Origin of the sequence: Bradyrhizobium sp. (assembly GCF_028868675.1) — a bacterium.
GTDB lineage: Bacteria > Pseudomonadota > Alphaproteobacteria > Rhizobiales > Xanthobacteraceae > Bradyrhizobium.
On record NZ_JAGWUA010000064.1, the window covers coordinates 1 to 22,423 of the forward strand.

Genomic DNA, 22,423 nt, shown 5'->3' on the forward strand with positions numbered 1-22,423 from the left:
CTGGCGCAGCGTGCAAGCGATCTCGACTGGGCGCGTTTCGAAGGCATCAAGAGCCTCGGCATTACGGCGGGCGCCTCCGCGCCGGAAGTGATCGTCGAGGAAATCATGGGCGCCTTCGCCGAGCGCTATCAGCTGCACGTGGAGACGGTTTCGGCCGCCGAAGAGAACGAGTTCTTCCCGCTGCCGCGTTCGCTGCGACCCGACGCCGCCTGAGGTTTCTTCATGGCGGTTTACACCGACGTCGCCGCCGAAGACCTCGCGGAATTCCTCAAAGGCTACGACATCGGCGAGTTGCTCTCCTACAAGGGCATCGCCGAGGGCGTCGAAAATTCCAACTTCCTGCTGCACACCAGCAAGGGCTCCTACATCCTCACGCTCTATGAAAAGCGCGTGGCGGTGGACGATCTGCCGTACTTCCTGTCACTGATGGCGCATCTGGCCGAGCGCGGCGTGCGTTGTCCGCAGCCGGCCCGCAATCGCAAGGGCGAGGTCTACAGCGAACTGGCCGGGCGGCCCGCCGCCATCATCAACTTCCTCGAAGGCATGTGGCCGCGGCGGCCGAACGTCACGCATTGCGGCGGCGTCGGCGAGGCGCTCGGCAGAATGCATGTGGCGGGGCTCGATTTTCCTCTTGTCCGCAAGAACCCGCTCTCGGTCGAAGGTTGGCGGCCGCTGTTCGATCTGGCCGCGCCGCGGGCCGATAGCGTCGCCCCCGGCCTGCACGACTTCATCGCGCGCGAGCTCGATCACCTCGAGACGTGCTGGCCGAAAGATCTGCCGCAAGGCGTCATCCATGCCGACCTGTTTCCGGACAATGTTTTCTTCCTCGGCGACAAACTGTCGGGGCTGATCGACTTTCCGTTTTCCTGCAACGACATGCTGGCCTACGACGTCGCGATCTGCCTGAACGCGTGGTGCTTCGAGCCCGATCATTCCTTCAACGTCACCAAGGCGCGGGCGCTGCTCAACGCCTATGGCCGCGCGCGGCCGTTGTCGGAGGCCGAGCAGGAGGCGCTGCCGCTCTTGGCGCGCGGCTCGGCGATGCGTTTCCTGCTGACGCGGCTGGTCGATTTCCTCAACGTGCCGCCAGGCGCGCTGGTGAAGCCGAAGGACCCGCTGGAATATGTCCGCAAGCTGCGCTTTCACCAGAACGTCGCCAGCGTGCGCGATTACGGCCTGATCCAGCCGGGATGCGTGGCTTGAGCGAACGCCCTCACGTCATCGTTTTCACCGACGGTGCCTGCTCGGGCAATCCCGGGCCCGGCGGCTGGGGCGCGATCTTGCGGTTCGGCGACAAGGAAAAGGAGCTGAAAGGCGGCGAGGCGCACACCACCAACAACCGCATGGAATTGATGGCGGCGATCTCGGCGCTGGAAGCGCTGAAAAAACCATGCACGGTCGATCTCTACACCGACAGCCAGTACGTACGGCAGGGCATCACCGGCTGGATTCACGGCTGGAAGCGCAACGGCTGGCGCACCGCCGACAAGAAGCCGGTCAAGAATGTCGAGCTGTGGCAGCGTCTCGACGCCGCGCTGAAGAGCCACGAGGTGCGCTGGCACTGGGTCAAGGGCCACGCCGGCCACCCCGAAAACGAGCGCGCCGACCAGCTCGCCCGCGACGGCATTGCGATGGCGCGGATGCAGGAGCGGGTGAGGGAGTAGGAACTCACTCCGTCATTGCGAGCCAACGGGTCCGCGCGAAGCGCGGCCCGATGACAGGCTCCGCGAAGCAATCTAGAGATGTTGCCGCGGAAGCAGTCTGGATTGCTTCGTCGCTGTCGCTCCTCGCGATGACGCGAGTCTCAGAGTTGCCCCAGCAGCGTATCGCCGCCGGAGACCTCGACCTTGCCGGGCATCGGCTCGAGATTGAGCTTCTTGACCACGCCGTCCTCGACCAGCATCGAGTAGCGCTTGGAGCGGATGCCGAGGCCGTTGGCGGAGGCGTCCAGCTCCATGCCGATCGCCTTGGTGAAATCGGCGTTGCCGTCGGCGAGGAAGACGGCCTCGTCGCGCTGGTCGGTGTCGCGCTTCCAGGCGTTCATGACGAAGGCGTCGTTGACCGAGACGATGGCGATGGTGCCGACGCCCTTGTTCTTCATGGCATAGGCGTTGAGGAAGATGCTCGGCAGATGCATCTTGTGGCAGGTCCCGGTATAGGCGCCGGGCACCGCGAACAGCGCCACCTTCTTGCCCTTGAAGATGTCGTCGGTGGTCTTCACCTGGGGACCTTCCGCCGTCATCACGCGGAATTTCGCCTCGGGCAGCTTGTCGCCAACTTTGATGGTCATCGTCAATTCTCCGTGGAAAGGGGCGAGGCAAGTTCTAGAGCATTTTGCCGGTATTGGGAAACGGCTTCACCGGGGTAACCACGAAGATGTCATTCCGGGAGATCTGAGGGACCAGACCTCGGATGCGCAATTGCGCATCTGAGAATCCCGAGTTTTCCCAATGCGCAATTGCGCATCGGGGTTCGCACTTCGCGCGCCCCGGACTGACGGCAATGCTTGACGGCGAAGCTACGCCGCTGCGGCCTTCTTCTCGTCGCGCAGCGCGCGGCGCAGGATCTTGCCGACATTGGTCTTCGGCAGGTCGGTCCGGAACTCGATGTGCTTGGGGATCTTGTAGTTCGTGAGCTGCCCGTGACAGAATTTCACGATGTCCTCGGCCGTGAGGTTCTGGTCCCTGCGCACCACATAGGCCTTCACGGCCTCGCCGGATTTCGCGTCGGGGATGCCGACCACGGCGCATTCGAGCACGCCCGGATGGCTCGCGATCACTTCCTCGACCTCGTTGGGATAGACGTTGAAGCCGGAGACCAGGATCATGTCCTTCTTGCGATCGACGATCTTGATGAAACCCTTCTCGTCCATCACGCCGATGTCGCCGGTACGGAAATAGCCGTCCGCGGTCATCACCTTGGCGGTCTCCTCCGGCCGGTTCCAGTAGCCCGACATCACTTGCGGGCCCTTGGCGCAGATCTCGCCGGGCTGGCCGAGCGACACTTCCTTGCCGTCGTCGTCGCGGATCGAGATGTAGGTCGAGGGCACGGGCACGCCGATCGAGCCGGTGAACTCGGCGGTGGTCGCGGTGTTGCAGGTCAGCGTCGGCGAGGTCTCGGAGAGACCGTAGCCTTCGGCGATGCTGCAGCCGGTCACCGACTTCCACTGCTCGGCCACCGGGCGCTGCACCGCCATGCCGCCGCCGTTGGAGATCTTCAGCTTGGAGAAGTCGAGCTTCTTGAAGTCGGGATGATGCATCAGCCCGTTGTAGAGCGTGTTCACCGCCGGGAAGCTGTTGACCTGATACTTGGCGAGCTCCTTGATGAAGCCCGGGATGTCGCGCGGGTTGGGAATGAGCAGGTTACAGCCGCCGGCGCGCACCGCGAGCAGGTAGCAGGCCGTCAGCGCGAAGATGTGGTAGAGCGGCAGCGCGCAGACGATCAGGAGCTGCTCGACATGCGGCGGCTGGGTCAGCGCCGGCTGCAGCCAGGCGTCGTTCTGCAGCACGTTGGCGACGATGTTGCGGTGGAGCAGGGTCGCGCCCTTGGAGACGCCGGTGGTGCCGCCGGTATACTGCAGGAAAGCGACGTCGTCCGGCGACAGTCTCGGCTTGCTGAAGGGCTTGTGGCGGCCGGCCGACACCGCCTCGTTGAAGGCGACGGCGTGCGGGATCGAATAGGCCGGCACCATCTTCTTCACGCGGCGGACCACGAGGTTGACGATCATGCCCTTGAAGCCGAGCATGTCGCCCATGCTGGCCATGATGACGTGCTTCACCGCCGTCTTGCCGTAGACCTGCTGCACCGTGTGCGCGAAATTCTCCAGCACGATGATGGCTTCGGCGCCGGAATCCTTCAACTGATGCTCGAGCTCGCGCGGCGTGTAGAGCGGGTTGACGTTGACGACCGCGTACCCTGCGCGCAGCACGGCGGCGGTCGCCACCGGATATTGCAGCACGTTCGGCAGCATGATCGCGACGCGCGCGCCGCGCGACAGACCGAGGCTCTGCAGATAGGCGCCGAGCGCCAGCGACATCTGGTCGAGGTCGCGATAGCTGATCGACTTGTCCATGCAGATGAAGGCCTTGCGCTCGGCATACTTCGCAAAGCTCTCTTCCAGGAGATCGACCAGCGAGGCGTATTGGGTCGGGTCGATGTCAGCGGGCACGCCGGGCGGATATTGCTTGAGCCAGATGCGCTCCATGGGGTTTCCCCTCCTCAGACCTTAGCCCGTCGTGTCCGCCGGGCTTGCCTCATCGTCGACAGTATCGAGCCTGCCGGAACCGGTGGCAAGCGGCTGAGGCTTAAGGCAAAGGCGATGGAGTGGCTACAGGAATCATCGCGCAGCCTGCGCCGGCTTGCGAGCGTGCGCAGTCCTGCCGCTTCCAGCTAATGCTTAGCCATTGCCCTTGGGCTTGGCCGAGGGCCTGGTCGCCGCCTTGGGCTTGGCCGGCTTGGCCTGGTCGGCGCTCGCCGCCGGCTTTTCAGCCGGTTTCGCGTTCGCATCCGGCTTGGCATTGGCGTGCTTGCTGGACGCGGACCTGGTGGCCGTCTTGGCATCGCCCTTGGTCTGGCCCTTAGCATCGCCCTTGGCATCATTCTTCGCGTCCGGCCTGATGTCGCCCTTGGCATCGGGCTTGCGCGCGGCGACGCGCGACTTCTTGCCGCGCGGGTGCGACGCCGCCTGCCTGTCCGCGTCGGCGGCAACCGCTGCCACCAGCGCCGTGCCGGTCCGTGTCGGTCCGGTATAGACCGGCACCGGTTCTGCGGCCGCGGGCGCGGACGCGAGCAGGTCGGACGCTTTCATCAGCGGTGGCTGCAGCCCTGCGGTGAAGAACGTCACAGATGCTTCGCCGCCCGTCGCCGCCGACGAGCCGGCGGGACCGGTTGCGATCAGCGCGTCGTCTTCATCGCTCGCCGGACGCTTGCGCTTGCCGCCGCACATCTCGTCGCGCAGGTTCGGCGGCGAGGCGTCGACCGGCACGAGACTGTCGACCGTGCCGAGCGAGGGGCGCAGCCAGGACAGCGTGTCCTGCGAGAAGCCGCGCTCCAGGAGCTGCGCCGCCTTCACCGCGCGCGCGGTTCCGGAATTGGCGCCGAGCACGACCGCGATGAGACGCCGTCCGTTGCGGGTCGCGGACGCCACGAGATTATAGCCGGAGGCGCAGATGAAGCCGGTCTTGAAGCCGTCGGCGCCGGGATAGCGGCCGATCAGCTTGTTGAAGTTGCCCGTGATGCGCTTGCCGAAGCGGATCGCCGGGATGTGCACGAAATACTCGTATTCCGGCAGGTCGCGGATGAAGGAGCGCGCGAGGATACCGAGATCGCGCGCCGAGGTGATCTGGCCGTCGGCGGGCAGCCCGTTCGGATTGACGTAGCTCGTCTGGGTCATGCCGAGCCGCTGCGCGGTCTGGTTCATCATGGCGGAGAAGCCGTCGATCGAACCGCCGACGCCTTCGGCCAGCACCACGGCCATGTCGTTCGCCGACTTGACCATCATCATCTTCAGCGCGTTGTCGACGGTGACCTGCGTTCCCGGGCGGAACCCCATCTTCGACGGCGACTGCGAGGCCGCGGTCGGCGACACCGTCAATAGCGTATCGAGCGTGAGCTTGCCGTCCTTGACCGCCTTCAGCGTCACATAGGCGGTCATGATCTTGGTCACGGAAGCCGGATACCAGGGATAGGTCGCGTTCTCCGCCTGCAGCACCTTGCCGCTGTCGGCCTCGATCAGGAGCAGCGCCTCCGCATGTGCGATGCGCGGCGCCAGCGAGGCGAGCGCGGCGGCGATGAGAACTCGTATCGGCAATGATTGGCGAAGCAGCGGGCGAAAGCAGTGCACTATCCGATTCCGGTCCTTGGAGAGCGACCCTTCGCGGGCGTTCTCATGATCTGAGTTTCGGGTTTGAAAACGTATCGGGGCGCCGCCGCTCGCGGCGGTGCAAACCTATACCGGCTGGCCGGTCGAGAACAGAGGTTTCGGCAGGGTATTCGGCGATGAAATAGGCTGAATTTCGGCAGCGCTATCGGGACCTCGCGGCGGAGGCGGCGGTCTCCGCCGCGCTCACGCTTGCCCGCGCATTTTCCTGCACCATGAACTGGGCCTTGGCGAGGGCGGCAAAATGGCCGCCTTTTGCCACGAGTTCATCGAAAGTTCCGCTTTCGATCACGCGGCCGTTGTCGAATACCAATATTCTGGTGGCGTTGCGGATGGTGGAGAGGCGGTGGGCGATCACGAAGGTGGTGCGCCCCCTCATCACTTCGTCGAGCGCCGCATTGACCTTGGCCTCGGTGACGGCGTCGAGCGCGCTGGTCGCCTCGTCGAGAATCAGGATCGGCGGGTCCTTCAACAGGGCGCGCGCGATCGACAGCCGCTGCCGTTCGCCGCCGGACAGCATGCGGCCGCGCTCGCCGGCATTGGTCTCGAAGCCGCCGCTACGCTCGATGAATTCGAGCGCCTGCGCGCGCTGGGCGGCGAGCCGCATCTCGGCATCGGTTGCGTCCGGCTTGCCGACGCGCAGATTCTCCGCGATCGAGCGGTTGAACAGCAACGCCTCCTGGAACACCACGCCGATGTTCCGCCGCAGCGACGTCAGCGTCACGCCGCGCACGTCCATGCCGTCGATCTTGATGAAGCCGGACTGCGGATCGAAGGCGCGGTGCAACAGCGCGATCGCGGTCGATTTGCCGGCGCCGGTCGGGCCGACCAGCGCGATGGTCTGGCCAGGCAGCGCGGTGAAGGAGAGATCCTCCACCGCCGGCCGCTTGCCGTCATAGGAGAAGGTGACGTCGTTGAATTCGACGAGGCCGGAGAGCCGGCCGGCATCGATTGCGTCGGGCCGGTCGTGCACCGCGGGCACGGCGTCCAGCACGTTGAAGAATTCGCGTAAGCGCGGCGCCTCCATGAAGACGTTGTTGATGAAGCTCACGACCTGCTCGAGCTTCTGGATCAGGAGCGTCGCGAAGCTCACGAACATCACGATCTCGCCGACGGTCGTCCGCCCCTGGTCGTGCAGCGCGATGCCGAGCGTGAAGATCGAGAGCACCGTGATGGTGGTGGAGGCGCGGGTGATGACGGTGACGAGCGCCCACCAGGACAGGACCGGCATCTGCGCGGCGAGCAGTTGGTCGGCGACGAAGCGCAGCCCCTGCACCTCGGCCTCGACGCGGACGAAGCTCTGCACCAGCGCGACGTTGCCGAGCGCGTCGGAGGCGCGCGCGGAGAGGTCGCTGTAGTGCTCCTCGACCTCCATCTGCATGCCGTAGGTCCGGCGCACGACGAAAGTCGTCAGCGCCGTGAACACGATGCAGAGCACGAACAGCAGGATCGCCATCCGCCAGTTCAGATAGAGCGACAGCGGCAGCAGCACCGCGACCGAGAGAATGGCGGCAAAATGCTCGCGGAAGAATCCGAGCCACAGCCGCCACAGCGCGTCGGTGCCGTTGAGCATCACCTTCATCAGCCGGCCCGAATGGGTGCCGGTGTGGAAGGTCAGCGGCAGTTGCAGGATGTGCTCGAAATAGCCCGTCAGCACCGCCTGGCGCTGGCGGTGGGCGAGCCGGTCGGCATGCAGCGCCACCACCGCGCTGCAACCGATGGTGAACAGTCCGAACGCCACCCAGGCAAACAGGAACGGCCAGGCCGAGGTCGCGCCGGCGACCGTCTTGCCCGAGAGCACGTCGACGATGCGGCCGAACAGCACGGGCTCGGCGAATTGCGCCGCAGCCAGCAGCAGATTGGCGACCGCCAGCAGCCAGCCGAGCCGCGCCTCCTTGCCGAGCAGTTCCAGAACGCGGGTGTAGAGGCGGACGATGGACATGATGAAATGCGCCTAGACTCGCGAACCGTTCACTCGAACCGGACTCGACATGCAACTGCCAGACTACACTGATGTGGGCAAGTCAGGCCACCTTCAAAGTAGGGATTTGACTGACGTCCACGGTCCGTTCGGCGTGCCAGGTATCATAGGCGGCTTGCATTCGAACCCAGATGCCGGCGCCACCACCGAACAGCTTGCCGACGCGCACCGCCACTTCCGGCGAAAGCGGCTTCTTTTCTTCCATGATGTCGTGAAGATGCTGCCGTGAAATCCCCAGCAGGCGTGCGATCTCCACCTTGGTCTTGCCCGACGCGGGCAGCATGTCCTCGCGAAGGACCGCACCGGGATGAACGGGGCAGCGGCGAGGGTTTCTCTTGGCAGAATATTCGACCATTCGTAGCTCCGCGATACCGAGCCAGTCATCGGCTCCGCATTCGGTGGTATTGCTCGAAGCCGACCCTATGAGCATCTCCGCTCTCAAACTCGAACGTGATGCACCATGGGCCGTTGACGTGAACCGAGTATCTGACCGGCTTCCCGTGCAGGCGGTGAAAGTCGAAGCCGAGGAGATTCATGTCCTCAGGTTGAGATGCACTGTCGAGTTGATCGAGCCGGCGCAGGATCCGGGCGTGCATCTTGGAATCGATCTTCGACGTCTTGCCTTTGGCCCAGAGATCGCCAAGCGCCTTGCTCTTGAAAGACTTGATCAAAAGTGCGGTCCAAAAACCGGAATAAAACGTAGTGTAAGCTATTTGCTTACATTCGTCAAGGCGTTACTCAATTGATCAAGCGTCCCTCGACCGGCGGCAGGAACCGCCCGTCGAAAATGTCGTCCGCCACGGGGCGTTTGCGGAATTTGTAGTCCTCCCCGACCTGATCGATCGAACGCTCCAGCCGCGCTGGGTCGACGCCGCCGAGGCCGTTGTGCCGGACTTCGGCGGTCAGGACGTTATCGGCGAGCACGGCGTGCAGGCGTTCCAGTTCGAGATCGCGCGCGCCGTTCGGCATCCGGCTCAGCACTTCGTCCACGGCGCGTTCCGGCTCCCTGATCGTGGCATTGAGGCCGGCGATCAGCGCGCGGACGAAGCCGCTCACGGCCTCCGGCTTCGATGCGGCGAAGGCGGGGCTCACCGCCACGGCAAAGCCGTAGGCCTCGCAGCCATGGTCGGCATAGCGCAGCACGGCGAGGTCGGCGGCGGGCACGCCGCGGTCGCGCAGGTTCACCGCCGACAGATAGGAGAAACCAGCGACCGCATCGACCTGGCCGGCGGACAGGATCGGCTCGCGCACCGCCGCGCTCATCTTGTGGAACATGACGTGGGCGGGATCGATCCCGTTGCGATGTGCGAGCGCCGGCCACAGGCGGATCGAAAGGTCGCCGTCGGCGACCCCGACGGTCTTGCCGTGGAGATCGGACAGCGCCTGGATGCCGCGGCTCTTGCGGGCGACGATCGCGTAGGGCGCCTGGTTGAACAGCACGAATACCGCCTTCACCGGTGCCGCGTCGATCCTGTCGCGAAGGCGGATGAGCTCGTTGATGTCGACGAGCGCGAGCTGGCTGTCGCCGCGTGCGACGCGCGCGATGGCCTCGGGCGAGCCGGCCGCGACATCGAAGGAGACCGCAAGATGTTCGGCCGCGAACAGCCCGGCCTTCGCGGCCACGAAGAACGGCGCCATGCTCGCGTCAACCGGACGGTCGAAGGAGAACTGGATCGCGACGGGTTGGGCGGCGTTCTCCGCCTTGAGATCGCGCGCGGTGGCGCCTGCCAGGACGGCAAGGCAGATCCAGAGGGCCGACAACCGGCGGAGAGCGGTGGGACGACATGCGAGCATCGGTCGCGCCGGACTTGCTTTTGTTATGGTTTGGTGACGCCACGGAGCGCCGGCAGGCAGTCATTTTGACCTGCCGAACATGAACGGTCGATGAGCGGCGGTTGCGGCACGATTACGCAACCCCGTTCAGCTTGTGTTGGGTTTCGGGAACCCAACATGGGATGCGGGGGTTTTAGGATTAAGCCTGTCCGCAGGCATCATCGGAGGTCCCAAGACATGTTCGACCGAGCTTCTCGATTTGTCGGCCGCAAGGCCGTTCTGGCCACGGCCGCCGTGATGGCGCTGACCGCGGTCGTGCCCTCGGCCGCGTTCGCTGGCGGCCGTCACTGGCATGGCGGCGGCGGAGCGGCGGCTGCGGCCGCCTTCGCCGGCATCGTCGGCACGGGCCTTGCGATTGCCGCAAGCCGCGACGCCTATGCCTACGACTACGGTGGGCCGGTTTATTACGGCGGGCCGGGCTATTATGGTCCTCCCGGTCCCTACTACGGGCCCGGACCCAACTATCAATATCAGCGCTATGGCGGCTCCAGCCCGTCCGAACTCTGCGGGCAGGGCTACATGACCAACTGCTACTAGCCGCCGGCGCGAGGCCCGTTGACGAAAAATCGCCGGCGCGCTTGCCGCGCCGGCTCGTTTTTTGCTTTTTTCGTCGGGCGTTAACACGCTCGCCATTCGTTTCGAGTAGTTTTGAGTAATCATGAGTGATTCGCTCGAGCGGCTATATCTGGCTGTGCTCGCGGCCAGGGACCTTGATCCGCAGACGTCGCGCACCGCGCGGCTGTTTCAGCGCGGCCCCGCCAAGATGGCGAAGAAGCTGGCCGAGGAAGCGATCGAGGTCGTGATCGACGCGGTCCACGGCGACAGCGAGGCCGTGATCCGGGAAAGCGCCGACCTGCTCTACAATCTCACGGTGCTCTGGGCGTCCGCCGGCGTGCGTCCCGAGGACGTCTGGCGCGAGATGTCCCGGCGCGAAAACATGCTCGGTATCGCCGAGAAGCTGCCGAAATCCGCGGTGAAGCTGCCCAAGGCTGCTCCGCCGCGCGTCGCCACCCGGCGGCCTATTGTCGCGCTGGACGGCCGCGCCGCTCGCAAGCGTCATTAGCACCGAAAGAAGCACGTCAATCCGGTCCAATCTCACCATGGACAAATCCGTCCCATGGTGCTTCATCGCGGCGCCATGCTGAAACGGATCTACGACTGGTGCATCGACGCCGCCCACAAGCCCTACGCGCTCTGGATCATGGGAGCGGTGGCTTTCGCCGAAAGCTCATTCTTTCCGGTCCCCCCGGACGTGATGCTGATCCCGATGTCGCTGGCGCGCCCGCAGCGCGCCTGGCTCTATGCCTCGGTCTGTACCGCGACCTCGGTGCTCGGCGGCATGCTGGGCTACGCCATCGGTGCGCTGCTCTATGACTCGGTCGGGCACTGGCTGATCCAGGTCTACGGCCTCGGCGACAAGGTCGACGCTTTCCGTTCGTCTTATGCGGAATGGGGGGCTGTCATCATCCTGCTCAAGGGGTTGACGCCGATCCCCTACAAGCTCGTCACCATCACCTCGGGCTTTGCCGGTTACAGCCTCGGGCTGTTCATCCTGTGCTCGATCGTCGCGCGCGGCGGGCGCTTCTTCGTCGCCGCGGTGCTGCTCAACCGCTACGGCGACTGGATCCGGGTCAGGATCGAGCGGCATCTCGGATTGTGGGTGACGATCGGCGCGGTCGTGCTGGTGCTGGGCTTCGTGATCGCGATCAAGCTGATCTGAGGCGGGCGCTGCGCTTTGCCGCCGCGCCGGCTTCGGCTACGGTTGGGGCCATGATGGTTCGATCCGGCAACCCCGCGGCGCGGCCAGGGATGCTCGTCTGCACGGTGCTGGCCGTCCTGTTCGGCAGCGCCGGGACCGGATGGCCGCAGTCGGCCGCGCCCACCGCTCCACCGCAGCTCGGCGTGCAGCAGCAGGGGCCTCAGGCTCCGCCGCCCAACGCGAGCCCCGCGCAGGCGGTGCCTGCGGCGCGCGAGGAGAATCCCGGCCTGATCAACGAAATGGGCAAGCTGTTCGACAGGCTGCCCTCGATCCTGCCGCCGCTGAAGAGCCCGGGCGAGACCATCGACGAACTCAATGCCAAGGCCAGGGACGCGGCAAAGGACGCCGGCGATGCGCTGTCGCGGCTCGCGAAACCGGCGAGCATGGTATCGGGCCGCGTCGCCTGCCCGGTTTCGCCCAACGGCGCGCCCGACTGCAAGCAGGCCGCCGACACGCTCTGTCAGGGCAAGGGCTACAAGGAAGGCAAGAGCCTCAACCTCGATTCCGCGGAGAAGTGCTCGGTGAAGGTCCTGATCCCCGGACGGCAGCGCAAGCCGGGCGACTGCCGCACCGATACCTTCGTCACGACGGCGCTTTGCCAGTAACGGATCGCCGGCGGCGCGCGGCAGCGGAAGCATCCCGAAAGGAGCGCATATGAGCCGAACCGAACAGGACTTCCTCGGGCAGCGCGAGATCGCCGACGACATCTACTACGGCGTCCAGACCATCCGCGGCAAAGAGAACTTCCACATCACCGGCATCCCGATGAGCCAGGAGCCTTACTTCGTGAAGGCGCTCGGCTACGTCAAGAAGGCGGCCGCGATGGCCAACCGCGACCTCGGCGTGCTCGATGCCGCCATCGCCGACGCGATCATCTCCGGCTGCGACCGCGTCATTGCCGGCGACATGATGAACCAGTTCGTCACCGACTTCATCCAGGGCGGCGCCGGCACCTCGACCAACATGAACGCCAACGAGGTGATCGCCAATCTCGCGCTGGAGGAGCTCGGCTTCGCCAAGGGCGAGTACCAGCACGTCAGCCCCAACGATCACGTCAATTACGGGCAGTCGACCAACGACACCTATCCGACCGCCTTTCGCCTCGCGCTGATCCTGCGGCTGGAGAGCTACATGACGGCGCTCCGGCAATTGCAGGATGCCTTCTTCGCCAAGGGGCTGGAGTTCGACAAGGTGCTCAAGATGGGCCGCACCCATCTGCAGGACGCCGTGCCGATGTCGCTCGGCGCAGAATTCCGCGGCTGGGGCACCACCATGGGCGAGGAGGTCGACCGCATCTCCGAGGCGCGCTCGCTGCTGCGCGAGATCAATCTCGGCGCCACCGCGATCGGCACCTCCGTCACCGCGGCGCCGGGCTATCCCAGGCTCGCGGTGCGGCACCTGAGCGCGCTGACCGGCGTCGAGTTCATCCTGGCGAGCGATCTCGTCGAAGCGACCTCCGACACGGGCGCCTATGTGCAGTTGTCCGGCGTGCTGAAGCGCACCGCGAGCAAGCTCACCAAGATCTGCAACGACATCCGCCTGCTCGCCTCCGGCCCGCGCGCCGGACTGAACGAGATCAACCTGCCGCAATTGCAGCCGGGCTCCTCCATCATGCCCGGCAAGGTCAATCCGGTGATCCCCGAAGTGGTCAACCAGACGAGCTTCCTGGTGATCGGGCTCGACACCACCGTGACGCTGGCGGCCTCGGCCGGCCAGCTCCAGCTCAACGTCATGGAGCCGGTGATCTCGTTCGCGCTGTTCTTCTCGATCCGCACCATGGAGCGCGCGGTCAACAGTCTGCGCGAGAACTGCATCAATGGCATCACCGCCAACGAGGAGCATGCCCGCAACACGGTGCTGAATTCACTCGGCATCGTGACGGTGCTGAAGCCGCTGTTCGGCTACCGGCAATGTGCCGAAATCGCGCGCGAGGGCTACAGGACGGGCAAGTCGCTGCACCAGATCGTCGTGGTCGAGCGCAAGCTGCTCACCCAGGAGAAATGGGACGAGATGTTCTCCTTCGAGCGGCTGATCAATCCCGACCTGCTACAATAGCGGACAATTCCGCGTATTGGAATTGCCGGTCCCCGGTGTGCCGGAACCGGTTGATCGGGGGACCGCGCGGCGTGAAAACGCAATACTTGACAGTGGAAAGATTGCCTTGTTGGTATGACGCTCGGCCTCCAAGCCGCTGCCAATGAAGGAGACGACTTTCTATGTCCATGCCCGCCTTGTTCAAGGGGCGCCTGTCGATCCCCGTGATCGGTTCGCCGCTCTTCATCATCTCCGTGCCCGATCTCGTGATCGCGCAGTGCAAGGCAGGTGTGGTCGGCTCGTTTCCGGCGCTGAACGCGCGCCCCGCAGCGCTGCTCGACGAATGGCTGCACCGGATCAGGGAGGAACTCGCCGCCTACGACCGCGCCCATCCCGAGCGGCCGTCGGCGCCGTTCGCGGTCAACCAGATCGTGCACAAGTCGAACAACCGGCTCGATCAGGACATGGCGCTCTGCGAGAAGCACAAGGTGCCGGTGATCATCTCCTCGCTCGGCGCGCGCGAAGAGCTCAACAAGGCCGTGCACAATTGGGGCGGCATCATCTTCCACGACGTCATCAACCAGAAATTCGCCCACAAGGCGGTCGAGAAGGGCGCCGACGGCCTGATCCTGGTCGCGGCCGGTGCCGGCGGCCATGCCGGCACGATCTCGCCGTTCCCATTCGTGGCCGAGACGCGCCGGTGGTTCGACGGCCCGATTGCCCTGTCCGGCGCGATCGGCAACGGCAAGGCGATCCGCGCCGCGCGCATCCTGGGCGCCGACTTCGCCTATATCGGCTCGGCCTTCATCGCGACCAGGGAAGCCAACGCGGTGGAGCGCTACAAGGAGATGATCGCGTCTTCCTCGGCCGAGGACATCGTCTATTCGAACCTGTTCACCGGCGTGCATGGCAACTATTTGAGGCCGTCGATCGTCGCCGCCGGCATGGATCCCGATAATCTGGAGACGTCCGATCCCACCAAGATGAATTTCGGCACCGATGCGTCGGGCGAGCGCGCCAAGCCGAAGGCCTGGAAGGAGATCTGGGGTTCGGGCCAGGGCATCGGCAGCATCGAGAAGATCGTGCCCGCCGCCGAGCTGATCGCGCGCTTCAAGAAGGAATATGACGAAGCGATCGATCGGCCGCTGTAGGGATCATCACTGATGGACGCCATCTATCGTGTCGACGGCAACGATGTCGTCACCAGTCCGGACGCCGCGGGCCCGTGGGATCCGCGGATGCAGCACGGCTCGGCGCCGGCCTCGCTCGTGGTGTGGGCCGCCGAGCGGCTGCCGACGCCGGCGCCGATGTCAATCGCGCGGGTCACCATCGACCTGATGCGCCCCGTGCCGGTGGCGCCACTGACCATCGCGACCGAGGTGCTGCGCGAAGGCCGCAAGATCCAGCTCTGCAGCGTCAAGCTGCTCGCCGATGGCGTCGCCGTCGTCAATGCGACCGTGCTGAAGATCAGGTCGCAGGCGCTCACGCTGCCGGAGGAGATCGGGGACCTGCCGGTCGAACTGCCGTCTCCGGAAGCGTCGCTCGTCGAGGACGGTCACGCCGCAACGAGTCCGTTCGTGCGCTTCGTGTCGATGCGCGCGGCGCGCGGCCGTTTCGGCCAGGCGGGCGCCGGCGCGATCTGGTTCCGCGTCGACGAGCCGCTGATCGAAGGGGCCGCAATCTCGCAGGCGATGCGCGCCGTGGTCGCCGCGGATTTTTCCAATGGCACCGCTTCGACGCTCGATTTCCGGCAGTGGACCTACATCAACGCCGACCTCACCGTGAGCTTTTCGCGTCAGCCGGTCGGCGACTGGATCCTGCTCGACGGCGATTCCTGGATCGGTCCCGACGGCATGGGGCTCGCGATGTCGCGCCTCGCCGACCGCCAGGGTTATTTCGGCCGCGCCGTGCAGAGCCTGGTAATCGAGAAGCGGTAGGGGATGATCTCGTGCCCCGGACGCAGTGCAGCGCGTAGCGGTGTACTCCGTTCGGGGCACGACATTCATCGCCACGCGCGAGAGCATGGCCGACGACCGCTACAAGCAGATGCTGGTCGAGAGCAGCGCCGACGACATATTGCTGACCACGGCCTTCACCGGCCTGCGGACCAACATGCTGAAGCCATCGATCGTCGCCGCCGGTCTCGATCCCGACGATCTGCCGGCGCGCGGCGCGATCGACATCGGCAAGGACATCGACGTCGCCGCGCGCGAGAACCGGCCAAGACGCTGGCGCGACATCTGGAGCGGCGGGCACGCGACCTCGGGCGTATCGGCGGTGCTGTCGGTCGACGACCTCGTCGCGCGCACGGCGTCTGAATACCGCGCGGTCGGCGGACACTGAGCAACTCGCAGCGCGAAGCGATCGGTCCGCAATCTTGCGGGTGGCCGCACTTAACGGCGCATTAACCATCGCGCTCGCAGAATCCTCTCAAGGCCGCCGATCAGGACCAAGAGGGGTAGGCGATGGACTACGATTATCTGAACAGCACCAAGGCTCTGGCGACGCTGGACGAGATCAGGATTCGGGTCGCGCACGCGCTCGCCCGCCATCCGCTCTGCCGCCGCGTCCGCTTTGACATCATCAGCGTACCGCGCACCCGTCGCGGCAGCAATTGGACCGTGACCCTGCAGTCGGTCGAGCCGCGGGCGGTATGGGAGGCCTCTGAGATCGTTGCCGACATCCAGGACGCCTACGACCTGGCGGCAGCGGCCTGATTTCCTTGCGGTTTCGGGGGGCTCGCCCCTCGTTCCCAATCCTTGCCGCCGCGGGCACGGATAAGCCTCAATTGTCGGCCAATTTGAATGCATCGGGCGGTAAAGAGCTGACGCGGAGAGACGTTTGTCGAGAGCCATCACTATTGTCGTGCTGACCTGCTTCCTCGTTCTCGGCGCCGCCACCACAGCCATTCTGGGCCGCGACAGCGTGCCGGCCGCCAGCGCCGCAATGGCCGCGGCCTCGCCAGCCTCGCCGAAGGCGCTGGTCACCAACCGCGCCACCAAGTCCGACCGGCTCGACATCCCGACCCTCGCACTCGCCTCTGCCGCCATCGAGCCGGTGCAGGTGCCCGCGCTGACCGAGCCGCTGCGTCAGGCCTTTGCCGCCGCGACGCCGTCCGACTTCCCGATGCCGAAGCCGACCGCGTCCGAGGCCCCGGCGCCGGCGAAGCCCAAGGTTGCCGCGAAGCCGCAGCCGCAAAAATCCTACGCCCTGCTCTCCGACGTACAGATATCCGGCATCAAGGACCGGTTGAGGCTGTCGTCGTCGCAGGAATATTACTGGCCCTCGGTCGAGACCGCGCTGCGCAACGTCGCGCGCAAGATCCAGGCGAACCGGCTCAGCAATCCGCACGTGCAGGGCGTGCCGATCGATCCGGACAGCCAGGAGGTTCAGCAGCTGAAGTCGGCCGCGATGCCGCTCCTGTTCCAACTGCGCGACGACCAGAAAGAGGAAGTGCGCAAGCTCGCCCGGATCATCGGGCTCGAGAAGGTCGCCCAGCAGATCTGAGATCGCGGGTTCCTCGGTTCCTCGCGCGGTTGTGCACGGGAGAGGCGTTTTCCGGAACATCGATTTGTACCGCGCGTTGCTGCTCCAAACGAGGAGTGGATCGATGCGCGCTGTGACAGCTTACTTCGTGGGCGCCGGAACGATCGTTGCGGCCATCGCCATCGGCCTTGGCGGCGGGCTCGTCGCCGGCAACATCATGAATCCCACCTCCCCCAAGCAGGGCCCCGACCTCGGTAGATGGGAGCGCTCCGGACAGCCGGCCATGGCAGCAGCGATGCAGCCGTCGGAGCGCGTGCCCTATGTTGCGGGGACGCAGGCCATGGTCGCCGCCCTCGGTGCGCCCGCGCCCGCCGAGACGGACAACGTCGCGGCGCAGACCGCGGCCGCGCCGGCTCCGCAACCGACGGCCGCGGCAGAGGAGAAGCCGGCCGCGACGAAATCGGCGGACGCGCGGCCGAGCGCGGCTGCAAAGCTTGCGCAGCCTCAGGGCGTGGCCGGATCAGCGACCGCACCCGAGAACGCCTATGCGAAGGCGAGCGACGCCGACGTGAAGCGTGCCGCAGCCGAGCAGCGCCGCGCCGAACGGCACAGGCGCTGGGCGGAGCGGCGCCGCCAGGAGATGCGCGAGCCGCGCGAGGCGCGCGATCGCACCGACTGGAACGACGTCGCCCGCAACGTGCGGGAAGATTCCGAGCAGCGCGAATGGACGCCGGCGCCGCGCCCAGGCTTCCCGCAGATCAGGCTGTTCGGCTCCGACGACGACTGAGCGCTCGAGCCGATTTCGCTCAGCCGCCGTACGATTCGACGACCCTGCGACAGGCGTCCGACCGCTTGGTCTTGTTGTCGCGCAGGCAGGGTGCGGCTACTTGCCGTTGCCCTTGCAGCCGCCGTTGGGACCGACATGATAGCCGCGCGGGCAGGCATGCGCAGCGGGATTGGCGTAATTGCGCAGGCAGCCGCCATAGGGACCGCGGTGCCAGCCGGCGCCGCAGCCGCCGGCGACTTCGATGACGTCGCCGTTGCTCGCTGCGCCGATCGACGCGAGCGGCATCGCTGGTGGCATTGCCTGGGCGTGTCCTGCGATGGTGCCGAGCAGGAAGGCCGCGGCGAGGATGTGTCGCATCATGTGTGCCTCCATGGTGTCGAAGCCGGAGGGGTCAATGGGTCGCGGTGAAGGCGATGCCGGCGCGCACCTCGGCGATCGCCTGATCGATCAGGCCGAGGGCCCGTTCGCGATGGCCGCCCTTGTTGGGCGTGGCCCGGGCCAGTTCGGTCCGCGCCGACTGCAGCAGCCCGATGGATGCCTCCATGTGCGGCTGGGCGCCGAGCGCGTATCCGACGCAAAGGCTCGCGGCGATCGCCGCACCGAGCGGCAGGCTGCGCCTCAGAGAAACAGGCATGTCGTGGTCTCCTCTCGCGGGCGTCTTTTCGGAACCCGGCCGCCCGGTTGCCGGGATGCGCCGCAGCAACCCGCGGCGTACCAGGCGTCTGAATAATGTCTCGGAGGCGCGGCCGTCTTGGACTGTCCGGCGTCGGGGATTTCCGCCTTTGGACTGACCGGCGCTGTTTCCATCAATTCGCGGTGTTGATAGCCTGCGGCCTCGCGTTCACCGGGTGTTCAGTCCGCGCCTGACAGGTTCGCCCCGCCGTCCACGCTCTCCTCGACCGGCCTTCCCTCGATGCCCGTCATCAAGAAAGCGCTCTCGACCGACATGCTGCCGCCGGGACTGACCGAACGGCAGCGCTTCATCCGTTTCGCGGAATTGTTCGAGCACTTTTCCAACACCGGCGAGCTCGACCCGGCCTCCGACGCGCCGTTTCGCGCCGCGATGAACTCGATCCATATTGGCACCACCCTGCTCGGTCGCTGCGACGGCAGCTTCGTCACGGTGCGGCGCGAGAAGCGCCAGGTGATCGAGACCGGCGACGACCGCTTCTGCCTCGTACGCAACACCGGCGAGCGCACCTCGCGCGTCATTCATCGCGGGCGCGAATTCACGCTGCGGCCGGGTTCGCTGGTGCTGCTGAAGCTCGACGAGCCGTTCTTCGCCGCCGACGGGGCGAGCCACAAGCGCTTCACCAACGTCCATTTGCCGGTGGCGACGTTGAGCGCGATGGTGCCCGATATCGACAAACTCGTCGGACGCGAGCTCGAGCCGGGCGGCGCGCTGTCGCTCGCGATGGACTACAGCGATCTCTTGCTGCGCCATCCCGCTGTGGTCAACGAGGCCGGCATGGCGATATCGGCCCATCTGCTCGATCTCGCCGCGATCGGCCTCGGCGCGCGCAGCGACGTCGCCGCAGCCGCGCGGCGGCGGGGCGTGCGCGCGGTGCGCCTCAAGGCCGTGCTGTCGATCCTGCAGGCGCGCTTCCACGAGCCGGACTTCTCGGCGCAAAGGCTCGCCGCCGCTGCCGGCCTCTCGGAACGCTACGTCAACGAGCTGCTGTTCGAGGCCGGCGCGAGCTTCACCACGCGGCTGAACGAGCTGCGCCTGCGCCGCGCCGCCGAGCTGCTCGCAGGCAGCGAACGCCGCATCAGCGACATCGCGTTCGCCTGCGGCTTCAACGATCTCTCCTATTTCAACCGCTGCTTCCGCCGGCGGTTCGGCCTGACTCCGACCGCGGCAAGGGGGCCGTGAGGTCGGCGTTTACCCGCCGTTGTCCTCCGGCCGTGGCGGCGGATAGCGCCGCGCCAGCATCGATAGGGAGAGCTGGCGCTCCTCCTCGGGCAGTTCGAGCCAGGCCAGCACCTGCGGCCGCCGCCAGTCCCCGATGCCGAAATCGAGCGCTGCCCATTTCTGCGGCTCCGGCCCCTCGAGCCCGCGCACCCAGACGAGGAAGCGGGGAAGGTCGGACACCCCGGTCCGGTTCGCATCGGTCGCTCGTCGCTTGGCCATCGGTTCGATCGAAGGTCTGTTGCTTGGGCCGGCCCAGCCTAACCCGTCGGTCTTCCGACGCAAGGACGGCCCTTCTTCGCCACCTCGTTCGATCTCGTGCGCGATCCCTGTCCGACGACATTGTCTCGCGGCGCGATGAAGACAGGCGATTGGTGCCCCTGGCCGGCAGTCACCTATTTCCTTAACTATCCGAATTTATGGCGATTTTAGTCACGGATTGCTGCCGATACCAGCAGAAATACCAGCAAGCTGAGACGCGCGGTACTCGCTGGCAAAAAATAAGCCAGCAGGCTCCCCGGCAGCAGGCGCGCCCCATGCCGTTCTGGTCTCCACAAGCGCCACGACCGGAATCGAACCCGGCTCCGACTCGAATCCCGATAGGATCGCCCAAACTTGATATCGCGAGGTCAAGGGAGCGCCTTGTCATGCGTAGTCTTTACACTTTGCCCCACGATGCCGAGCGAGATACGTACCTCGTGTTGAACGACTTCGGGGCGAGTCGGTTGCGCCTGGCCAGACCAACACTGAAAGCGCCGGCAGCGACCACTACGCCCGCGGCTTCCGCTCGATCGCCTCGACCCTGCTTAACGATGAGGGCACGTCGGCAACCGGAAAGCAGAAAGCCGCCGTGCGCCTCCGTTTGGCGTTTGCGTGATAGTGGTAATGAAATCATGACCGCAGGATCATGCCATGGCTGATGTGCCGAAGCTCGTCGAGGAATTGTGGAGCTTAACGCTGCTCGAAGCTATAGAACTCGCCGAGATTCTGAAGAAGAAGTGGCGACCGCCGGAGGTATCTCTAGCCGATATAAAGCGCTATCTTCCGCATTGGCCCGATGCAGTCATTGAACTGTGGCTGTTCTACCTCGCAAACCGCAGCGCTGGCGATACGGGTTGGCCGCCGCCGGAGCCGCTCGGCAATCACGCATGGGCAGCCATCCTTGGATACAGGCCCCTTTCATGGTGGCGAGAGGTTAGCTGGAAGCGCGAAACGACTGACTGTGGCTTTGCAAATCTCTGCCAGGGTACGAAGGTCATTGTGGCGCAGATATTGATGGAGAAAGCAAGCGGCACCATTGATGAGGAGACCGGGAGGCGATTCAAGAGGGGGGCCGATTACCTGATGAAGAATGGCGTCTTCGAAAAGCCGCTAGTTGCGATAAGGCTTCCCGATGGCTTGAGCATCCTCGACGGTAATCACCGGATAAGCGCATTCTGTGGCCTGCAAGAAACCCCCGCCGAATTACTGGAGCCGCGCGGTTTAAAGAAGCCGGCGCCCGAACAAGACCTATAGATTGGGACGCACAGCGGCGGCGAAGTGCCGCTGGATTATCTGCCTAGCCTTTAGGCCGCGCCGTCTACCGCTTTGATGCCGAGCTTGCCGAGTTCATCGCGGAGGAAATCGAGGTCGCAGCCGGGGCCGGGAAAAACCTCCGTGATCGTGCCATCTGTCATGGCCTTTCGATAATCAAAGCCGAGTTCGAGTCCGGGGGCAAATTCCATTTTCGTGCCATCGGCCAAGACAAAATGTCCCATGCCAATCGCCGAAAGCGAAATACGCAACTCGCGCTCATCAGCATAGCTCTTGTCCTTGACGTAGGTGTAGCGGATCGGATTGGGCATCCGATCGATATTTTCCCGCACCTCTTCCCACGACAAATAATCGACGATTCCGTAGTTTACGGAGAATATCTGCTTGCAGGCGTTTCCCCGGTACAGCAGTCCATTCCTGACGCTCATGATCTCATTGATGACGGCACGCAGCTTCGCGAAATCGAAAGCGATGCCGACTTTACCATGTGCGCTGCCGTTCCCGTACTCGTGCCAGATGTAGTCGGAGTTCTCCAGCGAGAAGCAGCACGCATAGGTCCGGTTTCGGCAGCGGTCATAATAGTCCGCCCCAGAGAAATCGGGTGCCCTTTCGAACTTGGCGGCCTCATTGGCGGCGCGATCTTGTTGCAACTGCTCACCGTCATGCCCGTCGGCATTCCGGAAGTCCTTGTAGCTATCGACCCGGTTGAAATAGAGGTATCCGCCGCTCACCGACCGGAGCAGGTTCTCAATCGTCATGATTTTGTAAAGCTGTTGCCCGTCCGGCGGTGCGGTCAGCGTTCCGGCGTGCGGTTCGATGGCCCCCAGCGCGGGGTCGAACGGAGCATTATCGGTGTTTTCGGTCATGGCAGCAGTGTGAGGACTTAGCGGCTGCGCAGATCGGCGGCCTAGCTTGCTCTCGTTTCGACCCTCGGCAGCGAAGCATGATATTCATCTATGCTGTTGAGATCAATCATGGTCTTGCCCCCCATCTTGTAGGCCCTGATCCTCTCGTGGGCGATCAGCTCATAAGCTTTAGTTCTTCCAAATTTGCCAGAGCGGCAACCATCCTTGAACTCGACGAGCCGGCGCCGCTTGTTGTTATCACTCTCAACCATGAGTCCCTGCAAGCGCTTCGATGATCCCCCGATAAGATCAAAACCGCGCTGAGTGAGATGCGCATATCCATGGCGCGACGCTGTCGGTGCGGGCTCGCCAGAAGAC

The 22,423-nt window shown here is 65.0% G+C and carries 26 protein-coding genes and 2 pseudogenes; 16 read left to right on the forward strand and 12 right to left on the reverse strand.

The window, feature by feature from the left end:
• From ispH to rnhA, 3 genes and pseudogenes are all read left to right on the forward strand, one after another.
• Positions 1 to 213: pseudogene (gene ispH, locus KGM94_RS10810) on the forward strand (4-hydroxy-3-methylbut-2-enyl diphosphate reductase); the annotation flags it as partial.
• 9 nt (positions 214 to 222) lie between these two features.
• On the forward strand, positions 223 to 1,203 hold the full coding sequence (locus KGM94_RS10815) for a homoserine kinase (RefSeq protein ID WP_300258176.1): 981 nt from the start codon (positions 223 to 225) through the stop codon (positions 1,201 to 1,203).
• A complete protein-coding gene (gene rnhA, locus KGM94_RS10820; protein ID WP_300258179.1) occupies positions 1,200 to 1,664 on the forward strand; it encodes a ribonuclease HI in 465 nt (154 codons plus the stop codon). Before KGM94_RS10815 ends, rnhA begins: the two co-directional genes overlap by 4 nt.
• Positions 1,665 to 1,804: 140 nt before the next feature.
• Here the strand turns inward: rnhA and KGM94_RS10825 are convergent, their stop codons facing one another.
• The 7 genes from KGM94_RS10825 to KGM94_RS10855 form a co-directional block, all read right to left on the reverse strand.
• On the reverse strand, positions 1,805 to 2,290 hold the full coding sequence (locus KGM94_RS10825) for a peroxiredoxin (protein WP_300258182.1): 486 nt from the start codon (positions 2,288 to 2,290) through the stop codon (positions 1,805 to 1,807).
• 228 nt (positions 2,291 to 2,518) lie between these two features.
• Positions 2,519 to 4,204 carry a long-chain fatty acid--CoA ligase gene (locus KGM94_RS10830; RefSeq protein ID WP_300258185.1) on the reverse strand — a complete coding sequence of 562 codons (1,686 nt, stop codon included), beginning with the start codon at positions 4,202 to 4,204 and terminating at the stop codon, positions 2,519 to 2,521.
• 192 nt (positions 4,205 to 4,396) lie between these two features.
• A complete protein-coding gene (locus KGM94_RS10835) occupies positions 4,397 to 5,842 on the reverse strand; it encodes a serine hydrolase (RefSeq protein ID WP_300258188.1) in 1,446 nt (481 codons plus the stop codon).
• Between the two features lie 181 nt (positions 5,843 to 6,023).
• A complete protein-coding gene (locus KGM94_RS10840) occupies positions 6,024 to 7,820 on the reverse strand; it encodes a glucan ABC transporter ATP-binding protein/ permease (protein ID WP_300258191.1) in 1,797 nt (598 codons plus the stop codon).
• 82 nt (positions 7,821 to 7,902) lie between these two features.
• Positions 7,903 to 8,214 (reverse strand): HigA family addiction module antitoxin, encoded by a 312-nt coding sequence (locus KGM94_RS10845; RefSeq protein WP_300258194.1) that lies wholly within the window; start codon positions 8,212 to 8,214, stop codon positions 7,903 to 7,905.
• A gap of 25 nt (positions 8,215 to 8,239) precedes the next feature.
• A complete protein-coding gene (locus KGM94_RS10850) occupies positions 8,240 to 8,530 on the reverse strand; it encodes a type II toxin-antitoxin system RelE/ParE family toxin (protein ID WP_300258198.1) in 291 nt (96 codons plus the stop codon).
• Positions 8,531 to 8,597: 67 nt separating this feature from the next.
• Complete coding sequence (locus tag KGM94_RS10855; RefSeq protein WP_300258201.1) at positions 8,598 to 9,653, reverse strand: ABC transporter substrate-binding protein; 1,056 nt, start codon at positions 9,651 to 9,653, stop codon at positions 8,598 to 8,600.
• A gap of 216 nt (positions 9,654 to 9,869) precedes the next feature.
• On the opposite strand from KGM94_RS10855, the gene KGM94_RS10860 reads away from it, so the two are divergent.
• The 11 genes and pseudogenes from KGM94_RS10860 (at position 9,870) to KGM94_RS10910 (ending at position 17,758) form a co-directional block, all read left to right on the forward strand.
• Entirely contained in the window at positions 9,870 to 10,229 is a 360-nt protein-coding gene (locus tag KGM94_RS10860; protein ID WP_300258204.1) for a hypothetical protein, read from the forward strand.
• A gap of 121 nt (positions 10,230 to 10,350) precedes the next feature.
• The gene (gene hisE / locus KGM94_RS10865) at positions 10,351 to 10,755 is read left to right on the forward strand and encodes a phosphoribosyl-ATP diphosphatase (RefSeq protein WP_300258206.1); all 405 of its coding nucleotides are present in this window, start codon (positions 10,351 to 10,353) and stop codon (positions 10,753 to 10,755) included.
• Between the two features lie 54 nt (positions 10,756 to 10,809).
• A complete protein-coding gene (locus KGM94_RS10870; RefSeq protein ID WP_300258209.1) occupies positions 10,810 to 11,412 on the forward strand; it encodes a YqaA family protein in 603 nt (200 codons plus the stop codon).
• Positions 11,413 to 11,462: 50 nt separating this feature from the next.
• Entirely contained in the window at positions 11,463 to 12,056 is a 594-nt protein-coding gene (locus KGM94_RS10875) for a hypothetical protein (protein WP_300258212.1), read from the forward strand.
• 49 nt (positions 12,057 to 12,105) lie between these two features.
• Entirely contained in the window at positions 12,106 to 13,506 is a 1,401-nt protein-coding gene (locus tag KGM94_RS10880) for an aspartate ammonia-lyase (protein ID WP_300258215.1), read from the forward strand.
• A 161-nt stretch (positions 13,507 to 13,667) separates the two neighbouring features.
• Positions 13,668 to 14,636: a nitronate monooxygenase family protein gene (locus KGM94_RS10885; RefSeq protein WP_300258218.1), complete on the forward strand. Its 969-nt coding sequence runs from the start codon at positions 13,668 to 13,670 to the stop codon at positions 14,634 to 14,636.
• 12 nt (positions 14,637 to 14,648) lie between these two features.
• Complete coding sequence (locus KGM94_RS10890) at positions 14,649 to 15,422, forward strand: thioesterase family protein (RefSeq protein WP_300258221.1); 774 nt, start codon at positions 14,649 to 14,651, stop codon at positions 15,420 to 15,422.
• Positions 15,423 to 15,477: 55 nt separating this feature from the next.
• Positions 15,478 to 15,828 (forward strand): annotated as a pseudogene (locus KGM94_RS10895) (nitronate monooxygenase); the annotation flags it as partial.
• 122 nt (positions 15,829 to 15,950) lie between these two features.
• A complete protein-coding gene (locus KGM94_RS10900; RefSeq protein WP_300258224.1) occupies positions 15,951 to 16,202 on the forward strand; it encodes a hypothetical protein in 252 nt (83 codons plus the stop codon).
• A gap of 124 nt (positions 16,203 to 16,326) precedes the next feature.
• Positions 16,327 to 16,992: a hypothetical protein gene (locus tag KGM94_RS10905; protein ID WP_300258226.1), complete on the forward strand. Its 666-nt coding sequence runs from the start codon at positions 16,327 to 16,329 to the stop codon at positions 16,990 to 16,992.
• A gap of 103 nt (positions 16,993 to 17,095) precedes the next feature.
• Positions 17,096 to 17,758, forward strand: coding sequence for a hypothetical protein (locus KGM94_RS10910; protein ID WP_300258229.1), 663 nt, complete (start codon positions 17,096 to 17,098; stop codon positions 17,756 to 17,758).
• Between the two features lie 96 nt (positions 17,759 to 17,854).
• Here the strand turns inward: KGM94_RS10910 and KGM94_RS10915 are convergent, their stop codons facing one another.
• Both KGM94_RS10915 and KGM94_RS10920 read right to left on the reverse strand, forming a co-directional pair.
• Positions 17,855 to 18,115: a hypothetical protein gene (locus KGM94_RS10915; protein WP_300258242.1), complete on the reverse strand. Its 261-nt coding sequence runs from the start codon at positions 18,113 to 18,115 to the stop codon at positions 17,855 to 17,857.
• A 34-nt stretch (positions 18,116 to 18,149) separates the two neighbouring features.
• The gene (locus tag KGM94_RS10920; RefSeq protein WP_300258231.1) at positions 18,150 to 18,392 is read right to left on the reverse strand and encodes a hypothetical protein; all 243 of its coding nucleotides are present in this window, start codon (positions 18,390 to 18,392) and stop codon (positions 18,150 to 18,152) included.
• A gap of 279 nt (positions 18,393 to 18,671) precedes the next feature.
• Between KGM94_RS10920 and KGM94_RS10925 the strand changes: the two genes are divergently transcribed.
• Entirely contained in the window at positions 18,672 to 19,631 is a 960-nt protein-coding gene (locus tag KGM94_RS10925; RefSeq protein ID WP_300258233.1) for an AraC family transcriptional regulator, read from the forward strand.
• Positions 19,632 to 19,640: 9 nt separating this feature from the next.
• Here the strand turns inward: KGM94_RS10925 and KGM94_RS10930 are convergent, their stop codons facing one another.
• Positions 19,641 to 19,889, reverse strand: coding sequence for a hypothetical protein (locus KGM94_RS10930; RefSeq protein WP_300258236.1), 249 nt, complete (start codon positions 19,887 to 19,889; stop codon positions 19,641 to 19,643).
• A 690-nt stretch (positions 19,890 to 20,579) separates the two neighbouring features.
• On the opposite strand from KGM94_RS10930, the gene KGM94_RS10935 reads away from it, so the two are divergent.
• The gene (locus KGM94_RS10935; protein WP_006022661.1) at positions 20,580 to 21,182 is read left to right on the forward strand and encodes a hypothetical protein; all 603 of its coding nucleotides are present in this window, start codon (positions 20,580 to 20,582) and stop codon (positions 21,180 to 21,182) included.
• Positions 21,183 to 21,232: 50 nt separating this feature from the next.
• Here the strand turns inward: KGM94_RS10935 and KGM94_RS10940 are convergent, their stop codons facing one another.
• The gene (locus tag KGM94_RS10940) at positions 21,233 to 22,066 is read right to left on the reverse strand and encodes a DUF2971 domain-containing protein (RefSeq protein WP_006022660.1); all 834 of its coding nucleotides are present in this window, start codon (positions 22,064 to 22,066) and stop codon (positions 21,233 to 21,235) included.
• 41 nt (positions 22,067 to 22,107) lie between these two features.
• Positions 22,108 to 22,423: hypothetical protein (locus KGM94_RS10945; RefSeq protein WP_300258240.1), on the reverse strand; the 316-nt coding region annotated here is incomplete at its 5' end.

Bases quoted from the DNA above. Each gene is read 5' to 3' on its own strand.
- KGM94_RS10935 (WP_006022661.1), top strand. From the start codon at position 20,580: ATGGCTGATGTGCCGAAGCTCGTCGAGGAATTGTGGAGCTTAACGCTG.
- KGM94_RS10925 (WP_300258233.1), top strand. From the start codon at position 18,672: ATGCCCGTCATCAAGAAAGCGCTCTCGACCGACATGCTGCCGCCGGGA.
- KGM94_RS10885 (WP_300258218.1), top strand. From the start codon at position 13,668: ATGTCCATGCCCGCCTTGTTCAAGGGGCGCCTGTCGATCCCCGTGATC.
- KGM94_RS10920 (WP_300258231.1), bottom strand. From the start codon at position 18,392: ATGCCTGTTTCTCTGAGGCGCAGCCTGCCGCTCGGTGCGGCGATCGCC.
- KGM94_RS10845 (WP_300258194.1), bottom strand. From the start codon at position 8,214: ATGGTCGAATATTCTGCCAAGAGAAACCCTCGCCGCTGCCCCGTTCAT.
- KGM94_RS10940 (WP_006022660.1), bottom strand. From the start codon at position 22,066: ATGACCGAAAACACCGATAATGCTCCGTTCGACCCCGCGCTGGGGGCC.
- KGM94_RS10840 (WP_300258191.1), bottom strand. From the start codon at position 7,820: ATGTCCATCGTCCGCCTCTACACCCGCGTTCTGGAACTGCTCGGCAAG.
- hisE (WP_300258206.1), top strand. From the start codon at position 10,351: ATGAGTGATTCGCTCGAGCGGCTATATCTGGCTGTGCTCGCGGCCAGG.
- KGM94_RS10855 (WP_300258201.1), bottom strand. From the start codon at position 9,653: ATGCTCGCATGTCGTCCCACCGCTCTCCGCCGGTTGTCGGCCCTCTGG.
- KGM94_RS10910 (WP_300258229.1), top strand. From the start codon at position 17,096: ATGCGCGCTGTGACAGCTTACTTCGTGGGCGCCGGAACGATCGTTGCG.
- KGM94_RS10825 (WP_300258182.1), bottom strand. From the start codon at position 2,290: ATGACCATCAAAGTTGGCGACAAGCTGCCCGAGGCGAAATTCCGCGTG.
- KGM94_RS10930 (WP_300258236.1), bottom strand. From the start codon at position 19,889: ATGGCCAAGCGACGAGCGACCGATGCGAACCGGACCGGGGTGTCCGAC.
- KGM94_RS10880 (WP_300258215.1), top strand. From the start codon at position 12,106: ATGAGCCGAACCGAACAGGACTTCCTCGGGCAGCGCGAGATCGCCGAC.
- KGM94_RS10915 (WP_300258242.1), bottom strand. From the start codon at position 18,115: ATGCGACACATCCTCGCCGCGGCCTTCCTGCTCGGCACCATCGCAGGA.
- KGM94_RS10875 (WP_300258212.1), top strand. From the start codon at position 11,463: ATGATGGTTCGATCCGGCAACCCCGCGGCGCGGCCAGGGATGCTCGTC.
- KGM94_RS10890 (WP_300258221.1), top strand. From the start codon at position 14,649: ATGGACGCCATCTATCGTGTCGACGGCAACGATGTCGTCACCAGTCCG.
- KGM94_RS10860 (WP_300258204.1), top strand. From the start codon at position 9,870: ATGTTCGACCGAGCTTCTCGATTTGTCGGCCGCAAGGCCGTTCTGGCC.
- KGM94_RS10870 (WP_300258209.1), top strand. From the start codon at position 10,810: ATGGTGCTTCATCGCGGCGCCATGCTGAAACGGATCTACGACTGGTGC.
- KGM94_RS10815 (WP_300258176.1), top strand. From the start codon at position 223: ATGGCGGTTTACACCGACGTCGCCGCCGAAGACCTCGCGGAATTCCTC.
- KGM94_RS10830 (WP_300258185.1), bottom strand. From the start codon at position 4,204: ATGGAGCGCATCTGGCTCAAGCAATATCCGCCCGGCGTGCCCGCTGAC.
- KGM94_RS10900 (WP_300258224.1), top strand. From the start codon at position 15,951: ATGGACTACGATTATCTGAACAGCACCAAGGCTCTGGCGACGCTGGAC.